Source organism: Hallerella sp. (genome assembly GCF_022776125.1).
Classification (GTDB): Bacteria; Fibrobacterota; Fibrobacteria; order Fibrobacterales; family Fibrobacteraceae; genus Hallerella; species Hallerella succinigenes.
Genome location: NZ_JALFIA010000016.1, coordinates 74,253 through 94,540, shown reverse-complemented (window position 1 = coordinate 94,540; position 20,288 = coordinate 74,253). Strand labels below are relative to the sequence as shown.

General features: G+C 51.1%; 13 protein-coding genes. 9 read left to right on the top strand and 4 right to left on the bottom strand.

The genetic code is table 11. The annotated features are described in order from the left end of the window. Positions 1 to 108 precede the first annotated feature (108 nt). Positions 109 to 441: a DUF5915 domain-containing protein gene (locus tag MR847_RS02185; protein WP_502798494.1), complete on the top strand. Its 333-nt coding sequence runs from the start codon at positions 109 to 111 to the stop codon at positions 439 to 441. Between the two features lie 299 nt (positions 442 to 740). Beyond that, positions 741 to 1,853 (top strand): Rpn family recombination-promoting nuclease/putative transposase, encoded by a 1,113-nt coding sequence (locus tag MR847_RS02180; RefSeq protein ID WP_287722827.1) that lies wholly within the window; start codon positions 741 to 743, stop codon positions 1,851 to 1,853. Positions 1,854 to 1,977: 124 nt separating this feature from the next. Here the strand turns inward: MR847_RS02180 and metH are convergent, their stop codons facing one another. Continuing rightward, on the bottom strand, positions 1,978 to 5,544 hold the full coding sequence (gene metH, locus MR847_RS02175; RefSeq protein ID WP_287722826.1) for a methionine synthase: 3,567 nt from the start codon (positions 5,542 to 5,544) through the stop codon (positions 1,978 to 1,980). Between the two features lie 470 nt (positions 5,545 to 6,014). On the opposite strand from metH, the gene MR847_RS02170 reads away from it, so the two are divergent. Continuing rightward, complete coding sequence (locus MR847_RS02170) at positions 6,015 to 7,670, top strand: type IV pilin protein (protein WP_287722825.1); 1,656 nt, start codon at positions 6,015 to 6,017, stop codon at positions 7,668 to 7,670. Between the two features lie 49 nt (positions 7,671 to 7,719). Here the strand turns inward: MR847_RS02170 and MR847_RS02165 are convergent, their stop codons facing one another. Further along, entirely contained in the window at positions 7,720 to 8,382 is a 663-nt protein-coding gene (locus MR847_RS02165) for a DNA alkylation repair protein (RefSeq protein WP_100425093.1), read from the bottom strand. Positions 8,383 to 8,500: 118 nt separating this feature from the next. Here MR847_RS02165 and MR847_RS02160 point away from each other — a divergent pair, with 118 nt between their 5' ends. The 6 genes from MR847_RS02160 (at position 8,501) to MR847_RS02135 (ending at position 18,230) form a co-directional block, all read left to right on the top strand. Next, positions 8,501 to 9,148 carry a hypothetical protein gene (locus MR847_RS02160; RefSeq protein ID WP_157797877.1) on the top strand — a complete coding sequence of 216 codons (648 nt, stop codon included), beginning with the start codon at positions 8,501 to 8,503 and terminating at the stop codon, positions 9,146 to 9,148. 114 nt (positions 9,149 to 9,262) lie between these two features. Continuing rightward, positions 9,263 to 11,233: a 4-alpha-glucanotransferase gene (locus MR847_RS02155; protein WP_287722824.1), complete on the top strand. Its 1,971-nt coding sequence runs from the start codon at positions 9,263 to 9,265 to the stop codon at positions 11,231 to 11,233. A gap of 118 nt (positions 11,234 to 11,351) precedes the next feature. After that, positions 11,352 to 12,791, top strand: coding sequence for a glycoside hydrolase family 13 protein (locus MR847_RS02150; protein ID WP_287722823.1), 1,440 nt, complete (start codon positions 11,352 to 11,354; stop codon positions 12,789 to 12,791). Positions 12,792 to 12,839: 48 nt separating this feature from the next. After that, a complete protein-coding gene (gene secD, locus MR847_RS02145; protein ID WP_287722822.1) occupies positions 12,840 to 15,470 on the top strand; it encodes a protein translocase subunit SecD in 2,631 nt (876 codons plus the stop codon). A 93-nt stretch (positions 15,471 to 15,563) separates the two neighbouring features. Further along, positions 15,564 to 16,484, top strand: coding sequence for a magnesium transporter CorA family protein (locus MR847_RS02140; RefSeq protein ID WP_100425088.1), 921 nt, complete (start codon positions 15,564 to 15,566; stop codon positions 16,482 to 16,484). 6 nt (positions 16,485 to 16,490) lie between these two features. After that, positions 16,491 to 18,230: a chloride channel protein gene (locus MR847_RS02135; RefSeq protein ID WP_287722821.1), complete on the top strand. Its 1,740-nt coding sequence runs from the start codon at positions 16,491 to 16,493 to the stop codon at positions 18,228 to 18,230. A 123-nt stretch (positions 18,231 to 18,353) separates the two neighbouring features. Here MR847_RS02135 and MR847_RS02130 read toward each other — a convergent pair whose 3' ends face one another. Together MR847_RS02130 and aqpZ are read right to left on the bottom strand one after the other, a co-directional pair. After that, positions 18,354 to 19,313 carry an NUDIX domain-containing protein gene (locus MR847_RS02130; RefSeq protein WP_287722820.1) on the bottom strand — a complete coding sequence of 320 codons (960 nt, stop codon included), beginning with the start codon at positions 19,311 to 19,313 and terminating at the stop codon, positions 18,354 to 18,356. 142 nt (positions 19,314 to 19,455) lie between these two features. Beyond that, a complete protein-coding gene (aqpZ, locus tag MR847_RS02125; RefSeq protein ID WP_287722819.1) occupies positions 19,456 to 20,220 on the bottom strand; it encodes an aquaporin Z in 765 nt (254 codons plus the stop codon). Positions 20,221 to 20,288 lie beyond the last annotated feature (68 nt).

The window sequence follows — 20,288 nt, the reverse complement described above, 5'->3', positions numbered from 1 at the left end:
GAAGACTTGTCTTCTCATGACCGAGCCGAAGAGGTTGGGCGCGAAGCGCAAACCATCAAGTTCGATTTCGGTGAAGTCGGTGCCGACTGCCTGATGCTCAACCGCATCGTGGCCGACGGCATGGCCGTGGAAGCGGACCAGCACTTCACCGTGGCTCTGGATTTGAAGATCACGGACGAACTCCGCCGCGCCTGCGTGGCCCGCGAACTCGTGAACCGCATCCAGAACCGCCGTAAGGACCAGAACTACGCCATCACCGACAAGATCGAAGTGACGCTGTTCTCTGCAAGCGACGTGTTCAAGCAGGCCGTGGCCGAAAACGAAGCTTACATCGCCGGAGAGACGCAGGCTGTCGCTATCAAGTGGGCTGCCGCCGCCGATGGCCTCGAAGTTAATGATGCTGATGGAGAGGCTTTCAGCTTCACGACGGTAAAAGCGTAAGACATATGATTATGTGTCATTGCGAAGGACGAAGTCCTGAAGCAAACCTTGAAACTGAAAAGGCGCTCCGAAAGGGGGGCGCCTTTTTAATTTCTGTGCTTTCTATTATTCAATCACGTTATAAATAGGGCGAAAATATTTAGAGCATGGGCAGGCTGGATATCTGCCAGGTTTTAAAGAAATTAAAGCTGAAGTTTTTTTTCACTTTCCGGTAGAAAAATGTCGGTCCCGAGCGTCTTTAAATACAGGTGAGGAAATCTTCGCCTGCTTTGCGGGGGCGTTCCCGTTGAAGAAGAAAAATGAAGACTACGAAGATAGCGGACAATTACGAGGATTACAAGGGCTCGGGCGTCTATGCGGACCTGCTGCTGGACCTGACCTTTAAAAAGGCGTTCAATCCCGATACGCAAAATAAGGTCTGCCTGATAGAACTTTTGAACGCGCTGCTCGAAGGCGAAATCGACGAACCGATTGAAGACGTACAGTCCCGCGACAAGGAATACAGCGACGGCTCGAACGAAAGCCGGACCACGATATTTGACCTGCACTGCGTGGATTCCAAAAATCGGAAATTCATTATCGAGGTCCAGATCGCGAAACAGGAAAATATCGTGAACCGCGCGATCTATTACGCGGCGCAGACCGTCGTTTCGCAAGGGGATCGCGGGCGCGGTTATAAATATGGACTGGATCCCGTGATCACGGTGGTGTTCATGGAGTTCAGCGTATTTGACGAACAGGACAAGTATCTCCGGAAAGCGATGCTTCGCGAAAAGGATGGCACAAGAATTTCACGGACGCTGAACTTCGTGTTCGTAGAACTCCCGAAATTCAGGAAGAAGCTCGAGGAACTGGAAACGAATCTGGACAAGTGCCTTTACGCGCTATGCCACATCAAGGAATTGCGGAAGATGCCTTCGACGTATACAGGCTCCTCTTTCGAGCTCTTGTTCCGTACCGCTGAATTAGCTAAATTCAGTAAAGAGGAACAGAAGATGATTGACGCAGCACAGAAAGCCAAGTGGGACGCTTACGCGATACAGAGTTACCGCGAACAAGAAGACGCCCGCATCCGTGAGGAAGCCGTTAGACTCCGCGCCGAAAAAGCCCGCGTTCGAGAGGAATCCGCCCGCGTTCGCGAGGAGGAGACCCGCATCCAAAAGGAAAAGTCTCGCCTTCAAGAAGAGACCGTTCGCATTCAAGAGGAAATTTCCCGCCAGCAGAAGGAAGCCGCTCGCCTTCGCAATGAAAATGTTCTGATTTGTGAAAAACAGGCTCAATTGGACGAAATGAAGTTGAATTTGCAGAAAGAAAAGTTGCAGCTTGCAAAGCGTCTTAAAATGAGCGGAGTTCCATTGAATGAACTAGCGAGTATATTCCAACTTTCTCAACAAGAATTGGAAAACATTTAGCTTTTTAAGCGTGTTTCTGTTTTTAGACTCTTTCTCCGGAAAGGGTCTTTTTTATTGCAACAGAGAAATTCTATGAAGTGCGGTTGGGCGTAAACCCTTCCGCACGAGACTGACATTTTCACAATCAGCAGCTAAAGTAATGGACTTCCGGGTGGCTGATGTAGAGCCCGCTGACAGACGCTTGTGGGTACATGGCACCGTTTTCAGTTAGGCTGATACCGATGCTCTTGTAATCGATCAGCTTTGCAACGTTAAAGATTTCCTTGATGTTCGGGAGCACGGGGTAGCCGATTGCCGGGCGAATACCCTTCCAATCGTTTTCCTTTTCGAGTTCCTTGCTCAAGTATTCCGCTCCCGCTTCAGCGAGGCGATCTGCTACGGTTTGCATTAAAAGAACATCGTAGTCACTGCCACCTTGTTCTGCTTTGAGCTTTTCCAAACGCTTCACAAAGGCTTCGCTCACGGTCACCGCAAAAACTCCGACGATATCGCGGTATAGGTCATTGCCGGTAGGTTGACTAAAGACGCTTTCGGTTTTTGCGTTTACGGGTGCCACATAGTCGCAGAGAGAAAGGCAGATGCCTTCCGGCTTCTGCTGGCGGGCGGTCGAAACTTCGACAATGTCTTCTTCGGTGCCGGTGCGGCCCGTATTGAACTTGATCGAATTTTCTGTGCCTGCTGCAGCGTAGAACGCCTGAATGGCGCGTAGGGCGTGTTCTGGTCGATTCAAACTTTGAATGAGCGCATCGGCGTCGGCTTTAAGCTTTTGGGCTTCTTCGCAGTCTGCCTTGACCTTCCAAGTGTAGAAGAAATATTCCCAGTTGATGAGAGAAATGACATCTTGGAGCGGAATGGGCGGAAGCTTGCTTTCGCCCATAAATGGCGGACGCGCTGGCTGGTACTTGCTCCAGTCTGGGCTGTAACGGCGTTCGACCGGAGTTTTCTCTGCGGCTGCCATCGCATTTGCGGTACTCGCCTGAATGCCGTTCTGCTTGTCCCGAATGCGCTTCTGTTCTTCGCGGTTTTCTTGAATGGTTTGTTCCGCAGTCTCGGGATTTAAAAGCTTGGCTGCAAGGCCCGGGTTGCTCGCGGCGTCGCGCACATGGAAAACGGGACCATCGTAGCACGGGGCAATTTTCACGGCGGTATGCGTCGGGGAAGTCGTTGCGCCGCCGACAATGATCGGAATGCGAAGACCGGCTTCCTGCATCGCCGTGGCGACATGACACATTTCTTCAAGGGACGGGGTAATCAAACCGGAGAGGCTTACGATGTCTGCTTTATGTTCAATCGCTGCTTTCACGATTACATCTTCCGGAACCATTACGCCGAGGTCCACCATATCAAAACCGTTACACGCCATGATCACCGAAACAATATTCTTTCCGATATCATGCACGTCGCCTTTGACCGTTGCAATCACGATCTTGCCGCGGGAACTTGAATTTGAATCCTTGCCCGCTTCAATGTAGGGCTGCAAAACTTCCACAGCCTTTTTCATGGTGCGAGCCGTTTTTACGACTTGCGGCAAGAACATTTTTCCTTCGCCGAAAAGACGTCCGACTTCATTCATCCCGTCCATCAAAGGTCCGGAAATGATTCCCACCGGGCTGTCTCCGCGTTCAATCAGCTGCATCAAATCTTCTTTCAGCGTATTGGAAGTCCCCTTGAGGAGCGCTTCCTGCAAGCGTTCTTCGGGAGTTGTTTGCTTTGCTTCTGCAACTTCGGCGGAATCGTTCGAAGAACTTGCGACGGACGTGGCGAAGATCGCCTTCGGATCGTACTTTTCGCCGGTTTCCTTCGCCTTGAGCATCGCTTCGGTCATGCGCTGGGCAATCGCGATCAGTTCTTCGGAAGCTTCGGGGAATGTATTCAATACGACTTCTGTAATCGCCATGCGAAGTTCGAGCGGAATCGTCTTGTATTCGATTTCGGCGGCGGGATTCATAATGGCCATTCCCATACCGTTCGGAATCGCGTGATGCAAAAATACGGAGTGCATCGCTTCGCGCAAATAATTGTTTCCGCGGAATGCGAAAGACAAATTCGAAAGACCGCCCGAAATGCGGACTCCAGGCAAATTGTCGATAATCCAACGCGTCGCACGGATAAAGTCCGCCGCGTAGGCATAATGTTCTTCCATGCCCGTCGCTACGGTCAGCACGTTTGGATCGAAAATGATATCGTTCGGACAAAAGTTCAACTTTTCCGTCAAAAGCTTGTACGCGCGGGCTGCGATTTTCACACGGCGATCGTAATTGGTCGCCTGTCCCTCTTCGTCGAAGAGCATCACGATGACCGCAGCACCCAAACGCTGCAAGGTCCGCGCATGATCGAGAAACGCTTTTTCGCCCATCTTCAGCGAAATGGAATTCACAATGCACTTGCCCTGTACACATTTCAGGCCCGCTTCGATCACTTCAAAACGGGAACTGTCGATCATCACCGGGGCACAGCTCACCGCCGGATCGCTTGCGAGCAAATTCAAAAAGTGCGTCATTTCCTTCTGGGCGTCCAAAAGGCCGTCGTCCATGTTCACGTCTACAACGTGAGCACCCTTTTCCACTTGTGTACGGGCGATTTCCAACGCTTCGTCGTAATTCTTTTCGTTCACAAGGCGCAAGAACTTTTTAGAGCCTGCAACGTTGCAACGTTCACCGACTTTGACAAAGAAGCTCAACTTGTCGTGCTTCTGAATCGGGGCGACAGCGAGAGGTTCAAGACCGCTGAGCATGAGCATCGGAGAGCGGTGAACAGGCTTGCGACGTTCGTAATCCGGAGCGAGGGAATCGATCGTCTTGCGGAAGGCGGCCATGTGCTCCGGGGTCGTTCCGCAGCAGCCGCCGATCATGTTCACCAGTTTTTCTTCAAGATAGGGCTGAATCATCTTCACCATATCTTCCGGCGTATCGTCGTAACCGCCGAACTGGTTCGGAAGACCCGCGTTCGGGTGGCAAGAAATGTAACATGGTGCGACCGAGGACATGCGACGCAAATACGGCAGCATGCCGTCTGCGCCTAAGCCACAATTCAAACCGATCGACAAAGGATTGGCGTGCATGACGCTCACCACAAAAGCTTCGACCGTCTGACCGGAAAGCGTTCTTCCCGAAGCATCGCTCACCGTCATCGAAAGCATCACTTCGAGCGGTCGGGACGTTTTATCCTTGACTTTCTGGTAAGCGCTGAGAGCCGCCTTGGCATTCAGCGTATCGAAAATCGTTTCGATGAGAATCGCATCCACGCCGGCGTCCACAAGAACGTCGATTTGTTCGTAGTAAGCCGCTTCGAGTTCGTCGAAAGTGATGCTGCGGCTCGCCGGGTCGTTCACATCTTCGCTCATCGAGAGCATTTTGCTTGTCGGACCGACGTCGCCTAAAACAAAAACCGGACGATCCTTCGCGTCGCTTGCCGCCTGCTTTGCGATTTTCACCGCAGCGCGGTTCATTTCGGCAATACGATTTTCTTGGTGATATTCGCGCTGGGAAATGCGCTGACTCGAGAACGTGTTTGCGGTCAGAACGTCAACACCTGCTGCCACATAGCGTCGTTGAATGTCGAGAATCACATCGGGCTTTTCAATCGACAGCATGTCGTTGTTGGCGCCCTGGATGCCGTAGGTTTGAATCACCGAGCCCATGCCGCCGTCTAGCAGCAGAATTTTTTGTTCAAAAGCTTCGCGAAGTGTCATGATGGCGTAAATTTAGAAAACGAGTTTGCAAAGTTTGGCTTTTCAAATGTCGGAATGGAGTGTTTAGGTTCTAAACAGTTCCGAATCGTGTCGGTTATCAGAAAAACGATAACCAGTAAAAGTTTGACATCGAATCGGTGCTATCCCATCTGCGCAAACGCTTTTGTATGGAAGCGGCTTTTCCGCAAATGCCAAAAGGAAATGGTTTCCAAATTCCAGGGCGGTGCGACGGTCGAAAGCCTGACTATGGTCGGATAAAGATTATTCCAAATTGCTGTATAAAAAAAGTTCCAGAGAAGTTTTGAATTTGGCGGTTTTGCGTTTTGGACTGGGATTTTCTTTCCCGTTTCGCTGTGATTAGCTCACAGCCTGTGAAAAAAAGAGCGTTTGCGCCATTGCAAAAATAAGACGGCAAACTTGTGGCGAATATAAATTAAAGTAAAAGAGTCTTTTAAACGGAGGGTGATTGTATGAAAGCCTATCAGAAGGGATTTACGTTGGTCGAGCTTATGACCGTTGTGGCTGTCATCGGCATCTTGGCAGTGATAGCTATCCCCGTGGTTGCAAGTCAACTTTCCAAATCGAAAGCGGCAACGGTTGCTTCCGCTGCTAAAAAGTACGTCCGTTTGCAGGAAGCCTATGCGCAGGAACATGCGGCAGTAAGCAAATGGTCGGATATTGGCTATACCGCTCCGACTGGATCCGTGTTTGAATTCAGCCAGGGGGAAATCACCCAGAACTATGACGTCGATGAAGTGGCTAGCGCTAAGGTTGGCTGGATGGCAAAAAATAAGGTCGCCTTGGGAGATTGTCCGGCTGGCACTTTTTGGTTCGTTTCTGTAGCACGAAGCACGGGCTCGTCCATGAGCTATTCAGCATCGGTTTCGAATGCGAACTGTGCCGCAAAGACTCCAGAATTTGCGATGGTGGGTGATTCCTACAATCAAGCGGAGAACGGGGTGATTTTTGATGCGGGCATTCCGACTGTTGCGACTCCGGAATCGGAAACTTCGACTGCAACGGCTCCCGAAACGATAACGAATACCTCCACGAAAAATACCGTGATGGCAACGGTTTCGGACCCTTCTTCGGTGGCGGAATCGATGGCGGGCGTTATCGAGCCGTCTACAACGACATCTACAACGACATCTACAACGACACCGACAACGTCGGCTGTGACCTCCACGGAGTCCTCTACGAATGCCTCTACAGCTTCTTCTACAAATACGTCTGCTAACACGAGCGCTGCCGTATCCACCAATACGTCCACAGGAACGTCCGGAAATACTTCCGCGGCGGCTTCGGCGAATACATCGTCGGAGGCAAATTATGCGACTTTGGCATCTGCTGCTGAAGCATACGAATCGGAAGTGGAAGGCTATGTAACGGAACTCGCTGCTCAAACTTCAGCGGAAAATGTTGCCGGCTGGTCGGATAGCGATTTGTACGGAAACGGCTTTACGGAAGATGAAATCTGCACAATGGAAACGGGCGAAATCGTAGCCTCGATAGCAGGCGACTTGGATGATTTCGGGTCGGCTTCTGCTACGGATAACGATTCGCCAACTTCCCAGAACGCAAATTCCCAAAGCGAACATACACAAAACGCCGATGATGAAGATGAATTCAGCGTTTCTAGCGAAGAGGAATACGCTCAAAAATGCGAAAATGCAAAGTCGTACAACGATCTCAAACACGATCTAATCAATCAGGCGAAGGAATTCTATCAAACCTGGAATGAAAGCTGGCGAAATCTCTTAAAAGAAAGAATGTCTTTGCAGGCGAATGAACGTCGACCGGGCGGCGACTTCTGTACCTTCAAAAAAAAGGGCAACCTCACCGAAGAATCCAACTGCATGACGGAACAGGAGTACAAGCAAAAGGTGAACAAGTGGATTTCGGACTACAAAAAATTGGTTCAGAAATACCATTCGTTCAAGTATGCCCTTGCTAAATCCTTGTACGACGCGAAAATCCAGGCGGAAGTTTGCGAAGCTGCAAAAAAATGCTATGGAAAGAAAAATCAAGGCAAAGGCGGTAAAAACGGAAAAAATAAGTGCGACAATGGAAAGCACAAAGGCTGGTACAAGCAACACCAAAAGGAGTGGTTCAGAAAATTTAGGTAAAAAAAGACCGCGTTCATTCGCGGTCTTTTTTGGAAATGAAAACGAGAAATTAGATGTTGCGGAGCACTTCCTGAGAAGTCTGCGGAGCGAGTTCCGTATCCATCACAAAGTGACGAACTTCATTTGGGTTGATGCGGGCGTATTCGGAAAGAGCACGACCGATACCGGTGCGAATGTAATAGTTGTCATCTTTGGCGCAGTGCAAGCAGCAAGACTTGAGAAGATCCCAGTCCGTATGGTCGCGGTACTGCAACTGGAAAAGGATTACGCTACGACGAACCCAAATGTTCGGGTCGCGAATCCAGGTGGCCACTTTTTGGCGAATCGGTGGGATTCTCCAGGCAAGGTCACCGAGTACACTTGTAGAAATCGTATCAACCGTATCCTTCCACGGACGCGTTTTAATGAGCATTTTCAAAAAATTCAAATGCTGTCCGCCGAGAAGGGATTTGTGCTTGAAAAGATAATCGCAGGCAGCGTACTGCACTTCGCGATACGGCTGAACCCACATATCCGAAACTCTTGCGGCCAGTTCGTCGCCAGATTTCGGCGGGAACTTGTCGAAAATCGGGTAGGTAGCCTCACGACGTCGAATGACATTTACGCCGAGGAAGTCGAAGGAGTCCCTCATGCTCTTGGACATGGAGTGGGCTTCTTCTTCATTTGCTCTGGCTCGGAGAGCTAAAAGAATGTCTTGTGTAAATCGAAGCATTTGTGTAAAAAATACAACTATAGAACGATAATTTCTAGGTCTTGACAAACGGAAATTTTTAAATTAAATGGAAAGCACGGGTTTTGAATTTTTAAGCTTTTTACCCTTCTCAATCAAAATGACGCATAAAAAATCGACCGAAGAACTTCCGATTATAGAAGTTCCCCCAGAATTACGAGGCCTTTCCGATGAGGAAATCATCGCTCTGCATCCTGTGAATCCAGACAAACGCGACCGTTTCCGTCCGTCAAAAAGGGAACGAGCTGCGAAAAAGCTCGAAAAGGAAAAGGAAAAAATTCGCATGATCGCGGAACAGTATAAAAATCGCGATTCCATTTCGTCTTTTTCCCGCCCGATGCCAAAGATTTCGGATTACGACGGAAGTCGCCCGAGTATGCCGATTCGCCGCTCTGCGGCTCCCAAGAAAACGCTTTTTGTGCCGAGCCAAATGAAAAAGGTAGCTTCGGCTCCGGCTCCGACGGTTTCCATTCCGAAGCCGACGGTTGCACCGCTTCCTCCGCGTCAAAGCACGGGCCGGGTTCTCGTCGGTTCGTTCGGCGGAAAATTCGGCGCTCCGAAGACGCAGCTGATTTCGGAATCGGATTTTGCCAAGAAGCATGCGGAAGAAGAAGCGAAGCGTTTACGCGAACTCGCCAAAAAACGTGCAGCTGCGGCTCTCTCGCTCACCGTTCCTGTGGCTCCAGTCAAGCGCAAACGCGGACGCCCTCGTAAGAATCCGCTCCCGGAAGAACCGAGCACGACTTAAACGTTTTGAAGCTTCCTAAGTCCGGGAAGCTTTTTATTTACGGATTTTTGCGATTTTTCGCAAGTTTCGGGGATTTACCCCCCTTTTGTAAAAAATTGAATATATCTTTGAACTATGAGATTTGGAGATATTTCTTGTTTTCAGAGCGGCGTCGCCGTTCCCGTTTTTTCGCTTCATTCCAAGGATAGCGTCGGTATCGGCGAATTTTTGGACCTCGTTCCGTTCGGAGACTGGGCAAAGAAGTGTGGCTTGAACGTCATTCAGATTCTTCCGGTAAACGATACCGGCTATGAGTCTTCCCCGTACAGCGCTCGCAGCGCTTTCGCCTTGAATCCGGCGTTTATCCGCTTGCAGATCATTCGCGGAGCCGAGGCTTTTGATTCCGATATCAAGGCTCTGCAAAAAAAATATGCAGGGACTTCAAAGGTTCACTATTCGGACATCGCACGCGAAAAACGTGAAATTCTCCGCAAGATTTTTGACGCAAATTACACCCAGCTGAACCGCAACGTGGCTCTTTCTAAATGGATCGAAGCGAATCCGTGGGTCAAGCCTTACGCTGTGTACGCCATGCTCAAGGAAAAGAATGGCGAAGCGAGCTGGCGCAGCTGGAGCGAAGACCGGGATCCGACCGCTCTCCGCATCAGCGCGCTTTTGCGCAAGTCCCACAAGGACGCGCTGTTCCAGTGCTGGATGCAGTTTGAGGCCGAAGCCCAGTTCAAGGTCGCTTCGAACAAGCTGACGGAAATGGGAATTCGCATTAAGGGCGACATTCCTATCCTGATCAATGAAGACAGCGCCGATGTTTGGTGCAACCGCCAGTACTTCTCCCTGGACGATCGTGCGGGCGCGCCTCCTGACATGTACAGCTACAGCGGACAGAACTGGGGATTCCCCACGTACCGCTGGGACGTCCTCGAACAGGAAGATTTCAAATGGTGGCGCGACCGTCTCGCTCAGGCGAGCAAGTTTTATCACGCTTACCGTATTGACCACGTTCTCGGATTCTTCCGCATTTGGGCGATTCCGCAGAACCAGCGCACGGGTATCCTCGGGCACTTCTCTCCGGCGATTCCGGTTTCCCTTTCCACGCTGACTTCCGCTGGCTTCAAAAAGGAAACAATCGAATATCTGCAGAACCCTAATATGTCGAAGAATCAGCTCCGCGCGTTCCTCGGCGATGCGACGGATGCCTGCGTCTCCAAGTATTTTGAGTTGCTTCCGGGTACAAATGACCGCTACATTTTGAAGCCGGAATTCAACTGCGAAAGTGCGGTCCTCGATACCGCCGAAGAACAGTGGATCAAGGATGGGCTTCTCAAGGTTCTTTGGAACCGTATCTTTGTGCCGGGAACTCCGGAAGGGGAATATTATCCGTATTGGTACTGGTACAACACCCAGGTCCTCGGAACCCTTCCGCAAGAAGAGCAGAAGAAGCTCGGCGAAATTTTGCATGCGAACGAAGCTGCGCAAGATAGCCTCTGGTATGCGAACGGTAAAAAGCTCCTTTCAGTGCTTGCGAATGAAACGGATATGGTTGTCTGTGCCGAAGACTTGGGCGCGGTTCCGCACTGCGTTCCGAGCGTTCTCGGCGAACTATCCATCAATTCGCTCCGTGTGGAACGTTGGGCTCGCAATTGGGACGCTCCGGGTCAGCCGTATTTTGAAGTTTCGGAATACCCGCGCCTTTCCGTGGCGACGACCAGCGTGCACGACTCTTCGACGATTCTCGGCCTTTGGCAGGAAGACGGTTTTGATAGAAACTTCTTCTGGAAAAATCACATGCACATGGCGAGTGAAGCTCCACAGGCGCTCACCCCGGACATGGTCGAAGCGGTGATGCGCAATATTTATAAAGCGAACAGCCTCTTCGTGATTCCTTCGATGCAGGATTACCTTGCGCTCAGTTCGAGTTGGACGCCGAAGGATCCGGGGGATGAGCGTGTGAATACGCCGGGCACGGTCGGGCCGCAGAACTGGTCTTACAAGCTTCCTTGTTCGTTGGAGGAACTGGAAGCGAATACAGCTCTTTCGGCGACGATTGCGAAGCTCACGGATGAACGCGCCCGCCGTCCGCTCCGTTAAATATCTCTCTGATTTTTACAAAAGACTCCGATTTTCTGGAGTCTTTTTTTTGATGCCTTACTTGTTTTTCACTACCAAATGAATGTTTGGAGCATAAAAAATCTAGAATTGAGGCATTATGGCAGAACATATATCTTTGAATGAATGCCCGGAATGGGTGAAGTCTGCGGTCTTTTACCAGATTTTCCCGGATCGTTTCGCGAGAAGTGCGCATTATGAATGCCTGGGAAGCTTCCAGAACTGGGGATCCAAACCGGCGACGAACGGATTTTGCGGGGGAAACCTGCGCGGCATCATCGAAAAGCTCGATTACATTCAAAAGCTCGGGGCGAACGCCCTGTATCTCTGCCCGATTTTTAAAAGTGCGGCGAATCACCGCTACCATACGGTCGATTATCTGGAAATCGACCCGGTTCTTGGAACGCTCAAAGATTTTGACGCGCTCGTTTCAGAAGTCCATGGACGCGGCATGCGCATGATTCTGGACGGCGTCTTTAACCACTGCTCCCGAGGTTTTTTTCCGTTCTTGAGCGTGATGGAAGAAGGCGAAGCCTCTCCGTACAGGAACTGGTTCCACATTCATTCTTTCCCGGTCAAGGCTTACGCTGGCAAGCCGAATTATGAATGCTGGTGGGGAATGGCCCCGCTTCCCAAGTTCAACACGGATAATCCTGAAGTCCGCGAATACCTGCTGCATGTGGCCGAATACTGGACAAAGCGTGGCATTGACGGCTGGCGTCTGGACGTTCCGAACGAGATTCGCGACGACAGCTTTTGGCAGGAATTCCGCCGCCGCGTGAAAAAGGTGAACCCGGAAGCTTATATTGTGGGCGAAATCTGGGAAGACCCGACGCGTTGGCTGCAGGGCGACCAATTTGACGGCGTTATGAACTATCCTGTGCGAAAGCTCGCTTTGGAATTTTTGTTCCCGGAGGGAATGCGCTCCAAGGATGCGGTTTCAACGGGTGATACGACGTCGGCGGAGACGGAAAAGGACCTGTTCGCATTCTGTCGGGGTTTCCAGGCCTTGTTCGACCGTAAACTGTTCGGAGTGCAGATGAACCTGTTCGGCAGTCACGATACCGCACGTATGCGCACGCTTTCGGGAAAAAATCCGGAAGGCTCTCTGCTCGCATGGGCACTTCTTTTGTGCCTGCCTGGCGCTCTCTCTATATACTATGGTGACGAAATCGGGATGGAAGGCGGCAAGGATCCGGATAACCGCCGCTGTTTCCCGTGGCAGGATATGCCCGATGCCGAAGATTCAGAAACCTTCCGAATGGTGAAGACGATTCTCGCCTTCCGCAAGCGCGAGCCCGCGATGTATGACGGAAAACTCACGATTCGTCCCGAAGGGCAGGGAATTCTCCTTTGCCGTCGCAAGGGTAATGCGCTTGTTGAACTCCGCCTGGGGTACCCGGGACCCGTGCCTCTGCCGGGCATTTCGGCGAGAACCGAAATTGTTTATGAACGCAGACGCACTCCGATCGAGGGAGTTGCAGGCTATTTCGTGGCAAAAGACGGTATTGTCCTCACAAAAAGCACTGTCACTTACTAAATTTGAGCGCAACTTTAGGTTTCTTACGCCTTTAAGGAAAATGATCAGATGAAGAAAAAATTATTTGGAATGCGCGAGATTATCATTCTCGCAGTCATCCTTATTGCCGCATGGTCGATTATCCCGTCCATTCGAGTTCACTCTAAATCGGGTGACGCAAAGAAGGAATACATCAAGCAAAACCCGAAGGTTGCCAGTAAGGCGATGAACTTCGGCTTAGACCTCGCTGGCGGTACGAGCATCACGCTCCAGATCGACGGCAAGGGTCTCAAGGATGAAGACGTCAAGGACATTCAAAAACAGTCGCTTGAAATCGTCCGTAACCGTGTTGACCAGTTTGGTCTTTCCGAACCGCAGATTTCTCCGTCCGGCAACGACCGTATCAATGTCGAACTGGCAGGTGTGGACGATTCCACGGCGAAGGCTCTCGTCGGTTCTACGGCTAAGCTCGAATTTAAGATTCTCGCAGAACAGGAAAAGTTCGGTCAGGTCATTTCGATGATCGACAATTACCTCCTTGGCCGCGGCGCTATCGAAGATTCGACGAAGGCAGACAGCTCGGTTGCCGATACGGCAAAGGTTGCCGCCGCTCCGGCTAAGGCTGACACGCTCTCGGATGCAGAACTCTTTGCCGGAAACGCTGCAAAGAAGGATGCCGTCGCCAAGACGGATTCCGTGAAGACGGACTCTGCAAAGGCAGAATCTGCAGCTCCGACCGCCACCCAGGGCACGGCTCTTTCCGCGCTCTACCTTTCGTTCGGCAATGGTGGCTTTGTCGCTCAGGAACAGGTGGAAACCATCAAGCGCATCTTGAACGACCGCACCGTCCAGAGTCTCATTCCGCATGACGTGGTCTTCGCATGGGGCTCGGGCTTCGAAACCCCGAACGGCTCCGTGATCAAGGCAAAGCGTCTTTATCTCTTGAAACGCCGCGCTGAAATGAGCGGTGAATATGTCTCCGATGCTCGTCCGTACCGCGTAAGCGATGGAACGAACTCCGGCGAAGTCGCTGTGAGCCTCAAGTTCTCCGGCATCGGTCCGAAGCGTTTCGGTGCCGTGACCGCTGCAAACATCGGCAAGCAGATGGCCATCGTCCTCGACGATCAGGTGATCAGCGCTCCGGTGATCCGCGACCGCATCCCGAACGGCGAAGCTCAGATTACGGGTCTCGACGACATGGCTGAAGCCAACCGCCTCGCTGTCGTTCTCCGTTCTGGAGCTCTCAAGGCACCGATGAACATCATTGAAAGCCGCACGATCGGTGCAACTCTCGGTGAAGACAACATCAAGTCCGGCTTTGGTTCTGCCTTGATCGGTATTCTGATTACGGTAATTTTCATGATAATGTACTACCGCTTCGGTGGTCTCGTCGCTAGTGCCGGTCTTATCTGCAACGCTCTGATCACGGCTGCAGTTCTTTCGGCGTTCAACGCGACGCTGACTCTTCCGGGCATCGCTGGTATGGTTTTGACGATTGGTATGTCAATCGACGCTAACGTGATTATCTTCGAACGTATCCGTGAAGAACTCCGTGCTGGCAACAAGGCTCGCGCCGCTATCACGAAGGGTTATGAACGTGCCTTCAGCGCGATTTTTGACTCCAACTTGACAACGTTCCTCACCGCCCTTATCCTTTACAAGATTGGTACGGGCTCGGTGAAGGGTTTCGGTCTCACCTTGATGATCGGTATCGCCGCTTCCATGTTCACCGCTCTCACGGTGACCCACGCTATCTTTGATATCAAGCTGGCTAAGCAGGACTCCAACACGATTTCAATCGGTTCCGGCGTTCGTGCTTTGAACAACGCCAAGTTCTCCGTGATGAAGCACGCTGGCAAGTTCCGTCTTGTTTCGATCATTTTGATTGTCGCTTCCGTCGCTCTCGCTTTGACAAAGGGTTTCAACTTCAGCATTGACTTCACCGGTGGTACTGTGTTCCGCGTTCAGTACAATGATACGCAGGATCACATCAAGGACTTGAACGATATCCTCGCCAAGTTCAATGTGAAGGATGGTTCGGTTCGCGTCGTCGGCGGTACTTCTCTCGCTAACGCTTACGAAGTTTCCGTGAAGAGCGAACAGGGTGCAGACGTGATAAAGGCTATCAACTCCGACGATCGTGTCACGATTCTTTCCCAGGACGAAGTCGGTGCGACAATCGGTGATGAACTCCGTTTCAACGCACTCCTCTCCGTTATCTTCGCATGGATTGCAATCTGCTTGTACGTGTGGTTCCGCTTTGGCAAACTCGGTCTTGGCTTCGGTCTCGGCGCTGTGGTTGGCCTAGTCCACGATACGGCAATTACGATTGGCTTTATCTCTCTCCTCGGTCTCTCGGTGGACGGTGCTCTCGTGGCAGCTCTCCTCACGATGATCGGTTACTCGGTGAACGATACTATCGTGAACTTCGATCGTATCCGTGAAAACGTCCGTCTCAAGGGTACTGCAGACTTTGATAACACGATTGATGATTCCATTTCCCAGTGTGTCAGCCGTACAATCATCACGTCTCTCACGACTCTCTTTGTGTGCGTGATTCTCGCTGTGATGGGTGGTTCCTCGATCCGTGACTTCGGCTTGGTGATGACCTTCGGTGTGCTTGTCGGTACGTATTCGTCCATATGCATCTGCTCTCCGTTTGTCTCCTGGTTCAACCGTCACGTGCGTCACGTCGTGTAATTTTTCAAACAAATCGAACGAAAGACCTAGGCATTGCTCTAGGTCTTTTTTATTTTTGCACTCGTTGGCGTCCACCATACAAGAGAGGCTTGTATGCTTAAGTACTACAAAATCGAAAACGGTCGCATCACGAAGGCCCCGGACGAAGATTCCGCGGATATCGTGTTGATGGATAGCCCCAGCCAGGAACAGCGGGGTGCCCTTGTGAAGAAGTACGAAATTGCGGAACACACGATTGCCTCTGCATTCGATAATGACGAACTTTCGCGTGTGGAATACGACGACGATTTTACGACGATCGTGTTTAAGAAGCCTCGCAATTATACCGCGGAAGACAACTTTGAATTCCGCGTGGAATCCTTCGGAATCTTTGTTTTTGAAGACTGGGTCTTGCTTCTTTCGGACTCGGAAATTCCGCTGATGGACAGCCGCCGCTTTTCGAAGATTGACAGTTTGAATACGTTTGTCGTCAAGCTTTTGAACTATTCCGTGTACCACTTCAATGAACACTTGAAGATTATCAATCGGATCAGTGAAGAACTCGAAGACAAGTTGCAGAACACGCTCGACAATAAGTACCTGCTCTACATGTTCACCTTGAACAAGGGCTTGATTTACTATGTGAGCGCGTTGAACTCGAACGAAGCCCTTTTGAAAAAACTCCAAATGGGACGTGGCATGCAGTTCGATGAAAATGAAAGAGAACTCCTTGACGACGTCGTGATTGAAAACCGCCAGAGTCTGCAACAGGCTGAAATCTACGCAAACATTCTTGCATCCTTGATGGACGCGCGTGCGAGTGTCGTAAACAACAACATGAACGAGTTGATGCGAACCTTAAATATTGTCACGATCGCCATTACGATTCCGACTTTTGTGGCGAGTATCTTCGGCATGAACGTAAAGTTCCCCTTTGGCCTTGGCGAAGGAAATCCGTTCTCGTTCTGGATTATTGTCGCGATCTTTGTGCTTTCTGTGGCTGGTGTTCTCCTTGTTTGGCGTAAGCGCAAATAACGCCCAATGAGAAAGCTGTCCCGAATTTTCATTATCAATTCTTACATGCCGAAAATGCTCTTGGCGGCATTTATCGGTTTAGTGACGGGATCGGTTGCGATTGTTTTTCGTTTGTTTCTCGAATCGATTTCCGAATTAACGCAGAGGACTTTTTCGGGACCTGTGATTTTCCTTGCGCCGGCGCTGGGCGGTCTTGTCGTGGGTCTTTTGCTGTTCGTAATCGCAAAGACTCCGGAAGCGGCAGGGCAGGGAACCGACCGGTCCATTTATAACTTCCATCATCATGGCGGAGCCCTTCGCAATCGTGTGGCTCCTGTGAAATTGCTCGCGAGCTCGATCACTCTCGGCAGTGGCGGTAGCGCGGGCTATGAGGGCCCGGTTTCGCAGATCGGTTCAGGGCTCGCTTCGACGATTTGCCGCTTTTTTAAGATGACGCGATCGGTGCGTCGCCAGTTTGGTCTTGCTGGCATGGCAGCGGGGCTTGGCTCGATTTTTAAGGCCCCGCTTGCCGGCGCTTTGACCTCGGTCGAAATCCTTTACCGTGAAGATTTTGAAAGCAGTTCCTTTGGAACATCGATTATTGCATCGGTTGTCGGCTTTACGGTGTACACGAGTGTCTTTGGGACGGCGCCCGCGTTCAACGTGCCTGAGTTTTATTTTGCGAACGGAACGGAACTCTTCTGTTGCGCGGTTCTCGGACTTTTGTGCGTGCCGTTTTCGTATCTGTACGTGAAGTGCTATTACAAGGTCGAAGACTTTTTTTCCGCTTGGAGAATTCCGAACTGGGCAAAGCCGGCGATCGGTGGACTTCTTTGCGGTGCCGTGGCGATTTTGATTCCGCAGGCGATGGGCGGAACCTGGGATTACGTAGAAAGCATGACGCGCCTGGCGGATCCGGCGAGCGCTCCTTCGGTTCTCTTTTTGCTCGGGTTGGTGATTGCAAAAATTTTGGCGACGTCGTTTACGGTCGGTAGCGGTGGCGCCGGCGGTGTTTTTGGGCCTTCGCTTTTTTTGGGCGGGGTGATCGGCGCTGCTTTTGCCGTGACGATTGAAACAGTGGCGCCTGGAACTTTGTCTTCGCCGGGGGCGATGGCCTTGGTGGGCATGGGAGCGTTCTTTGCGGGCTCTGCGAAGGCGCCGCTTGCGGGTGTTGTGATGGTTTGCGAAATGACGGGCAGCTATCAGCTTTTGCCGGGAATCATGATTGCTGCGGTGATGCACGTGGCATTTAGCCGCAAGTGGAGCATTTACCGGAGCCAGGTGCTGAACAAGTTTTCTTCGCCTGCGCATCGCTTGGAAATGGATCCGGACCTGCTCCGCACCATTCCTGTTGAATCTGTGATGCAAAAGTCCCTGGTGCTCGAACTTGATTCTTCCCGAACGATTTGTGAAGCGGAACGGAATATCAATGCCTTTCATGTGGAACATCCGGATTCCGCATTGGTGCATTCGTACCCGGTCTTTGAAAAGGGCTGCTACATCGGCATTTTAGACTGGAACCTGGTCCTTCGCAACATCGTCTCGACCGAAGGCGGCAAAACGGTTCTGCTCGTCGCCGACTGTGTCACGTATTCTCCGCTGCTCCCGGCCAGTGTGGATTTGCACACGGCGATGAAGTTCATGCTCAAACATTCGCTGAGCGAAGTTTACGTGAAAAATGCCAGTGGAAAAATTCTCGGAATTCTTCCGTCTTCGACCATCATGAACACGTATGACCGTGTCGTGCGTGAAAACATAAAACATTAAAATTTTAGATTAGAAGTTCAAAGAAAGGCGTGCGCCTGTCGATTGATTTTGGCGGAGCTGATCTAACCGAGTGCCTTTGCTTCGGCTGATTTGTAGAACACCCATGTAGCCAAATATAAGCTGTTACAGGTGTTTTTTGCCACTGATGTGTTCAATGTCGATGCGGTAAACGCCCGTGTGTGAAATGGCGCGTTCGATGTAGGCTTCGCCCGCATCCTTGTATTCCGGGCTGTATTTGTCGATTAAAAGGCGCAGGCCGACTTTGGGATCTTCCGCTGGGTGAACGCGCCCGAAGACGATGCAACTTTCGAATGCGGTGCTGAATTTTTCCGGGTAGAGTTCCGTACCGCGGACCACGGTGAAGCTTACCTTGGAATCTTTTGCAAAGTTCTGGACTTTTTCGCCGACGCCTTTTGCTCCGTGGAACCAAATGTTCTTTCCGTCGTAGGCGTAGCTCAGCGGAATGCCGTACGGGTAGCCGAGGGAATTTTGCGTGGCGAGGATGCCGTATTCGCCGGTCTTTAAAATATCGTAAGCCGCTTCCACAGACATTTCGCGGTCCTTGCGTCGCATCGCCGGAAACGGGGCGAGCGAACCGTAGGCGAAATCGTGAGGGTTCACAGGTTTTTCGTTCAAAAGGGCTTCTTGCAGTTCGTCGCCCTTGTAAGTGAGCTTTAAAGAGAAGAAGGGAACTTCGCGGTCGAGGAGCGTTAAAAAGATGCGGTCGCCGTCCCAATGGGGAAGCTCTGCGAACTTTTCCTTGGGAATCCATTCAAGGGCGCCTTCGTCGCATTCCTTGATTTCACCGGTGAACTGCGTCGCTTTAAAAAGGTGCATGAATTCGACTTCGTTCATGCCGTCGCTGATGAACGTGATGATGCCGCAGTACTTGAGATCGGCTAGCTCTAAGCCTGTTTCTTCACGGGCTTCACGTCGAATGCAGTCTTCCGGGCTCTCGCCTTCTTCAAACTTTCCGCCGATTCCGATCCACTTATCGTGATTGATGTCGTTCTTCTTTTTGACGCGGTGCAGAAGGAGGTAAGAACCGTTTTGTTCGATGTAGCAAAGAGACGTGTTGAGCATGGCGAAAATATAGAAAAGTCGTTGTGCGTAAATCAGCCTTGATGGATAAGCTCTGAGAAAGTTTATAAACGAACGCTTACAAAAAAGCCCTGCGTTCACGTAGGGCTCTTCAAGTGAAAACATCAAGTTAAAACGGAAAAATTTAAGCTTCTTCCTTCTTTTCGCAGCAGCACTTGTCGCCACAGCAGCACTTCTTTTCGGCGAGGACCTTGTAAGCCACACCGCCGATCACGCCGCCGAGAATCGGAGCGACCCAGAAGAGCCAAAGCTGCTTTAAGGCCATACCGCCGACAAATACGGCAACAGCCGTAGAGCGGGCCGGGTTCACAGAGGTGTTCGTTGCCGGAATGCCGATGAGGTGAATCAAAGTGAGGCAGAGACCGATGGCGATTGGAGCGAAGCCTGCCGGAGCGCGGCCGTCCGTAGCGCCCATGATCACAAAGAGGAACACAGCTGTGAGAACCATTTCGATGAGGAATGCGGAACCCATGCCGAAGACTTTACCACCGAATGCGTTCAAACCGTTAGCGTTAGCCATGTCAGACCAACCGTTCGTTGCAAAAGCGCCGATGCCAGCGGAAAGATCTGGACTAGCGATGATGTAAAGAACAGCCGCAGCGATGATACCGCCGATCACCTGAGCGATGATGTAAGCCGGAGCTTCTTTTGCCGGGAAGCGACCGCCAGCGACTTGGCCGAGAGTTACAGCCGGGTTCAAGTGGCAACCGGAAATGTGGCCGATCGCATAAGCCATCGTGAGAACGGTTAAACCAAAGGCGAGGGAAACTCCGACATAGCCGATGCCGGTGTTTGGAACGCCGCAAGCGAGGACAGCTGCACCGCAGCCACCGAATACGAGCCAGAATGTACCAATCGCTTCGGCAATGGATCTTTGAAGAAGAGTCATATTTTCCTTCCTGATGAAATTATAATGGTTCGCTTGGAAATATAAAAAAGCCCCGTTCCAAATAAAGG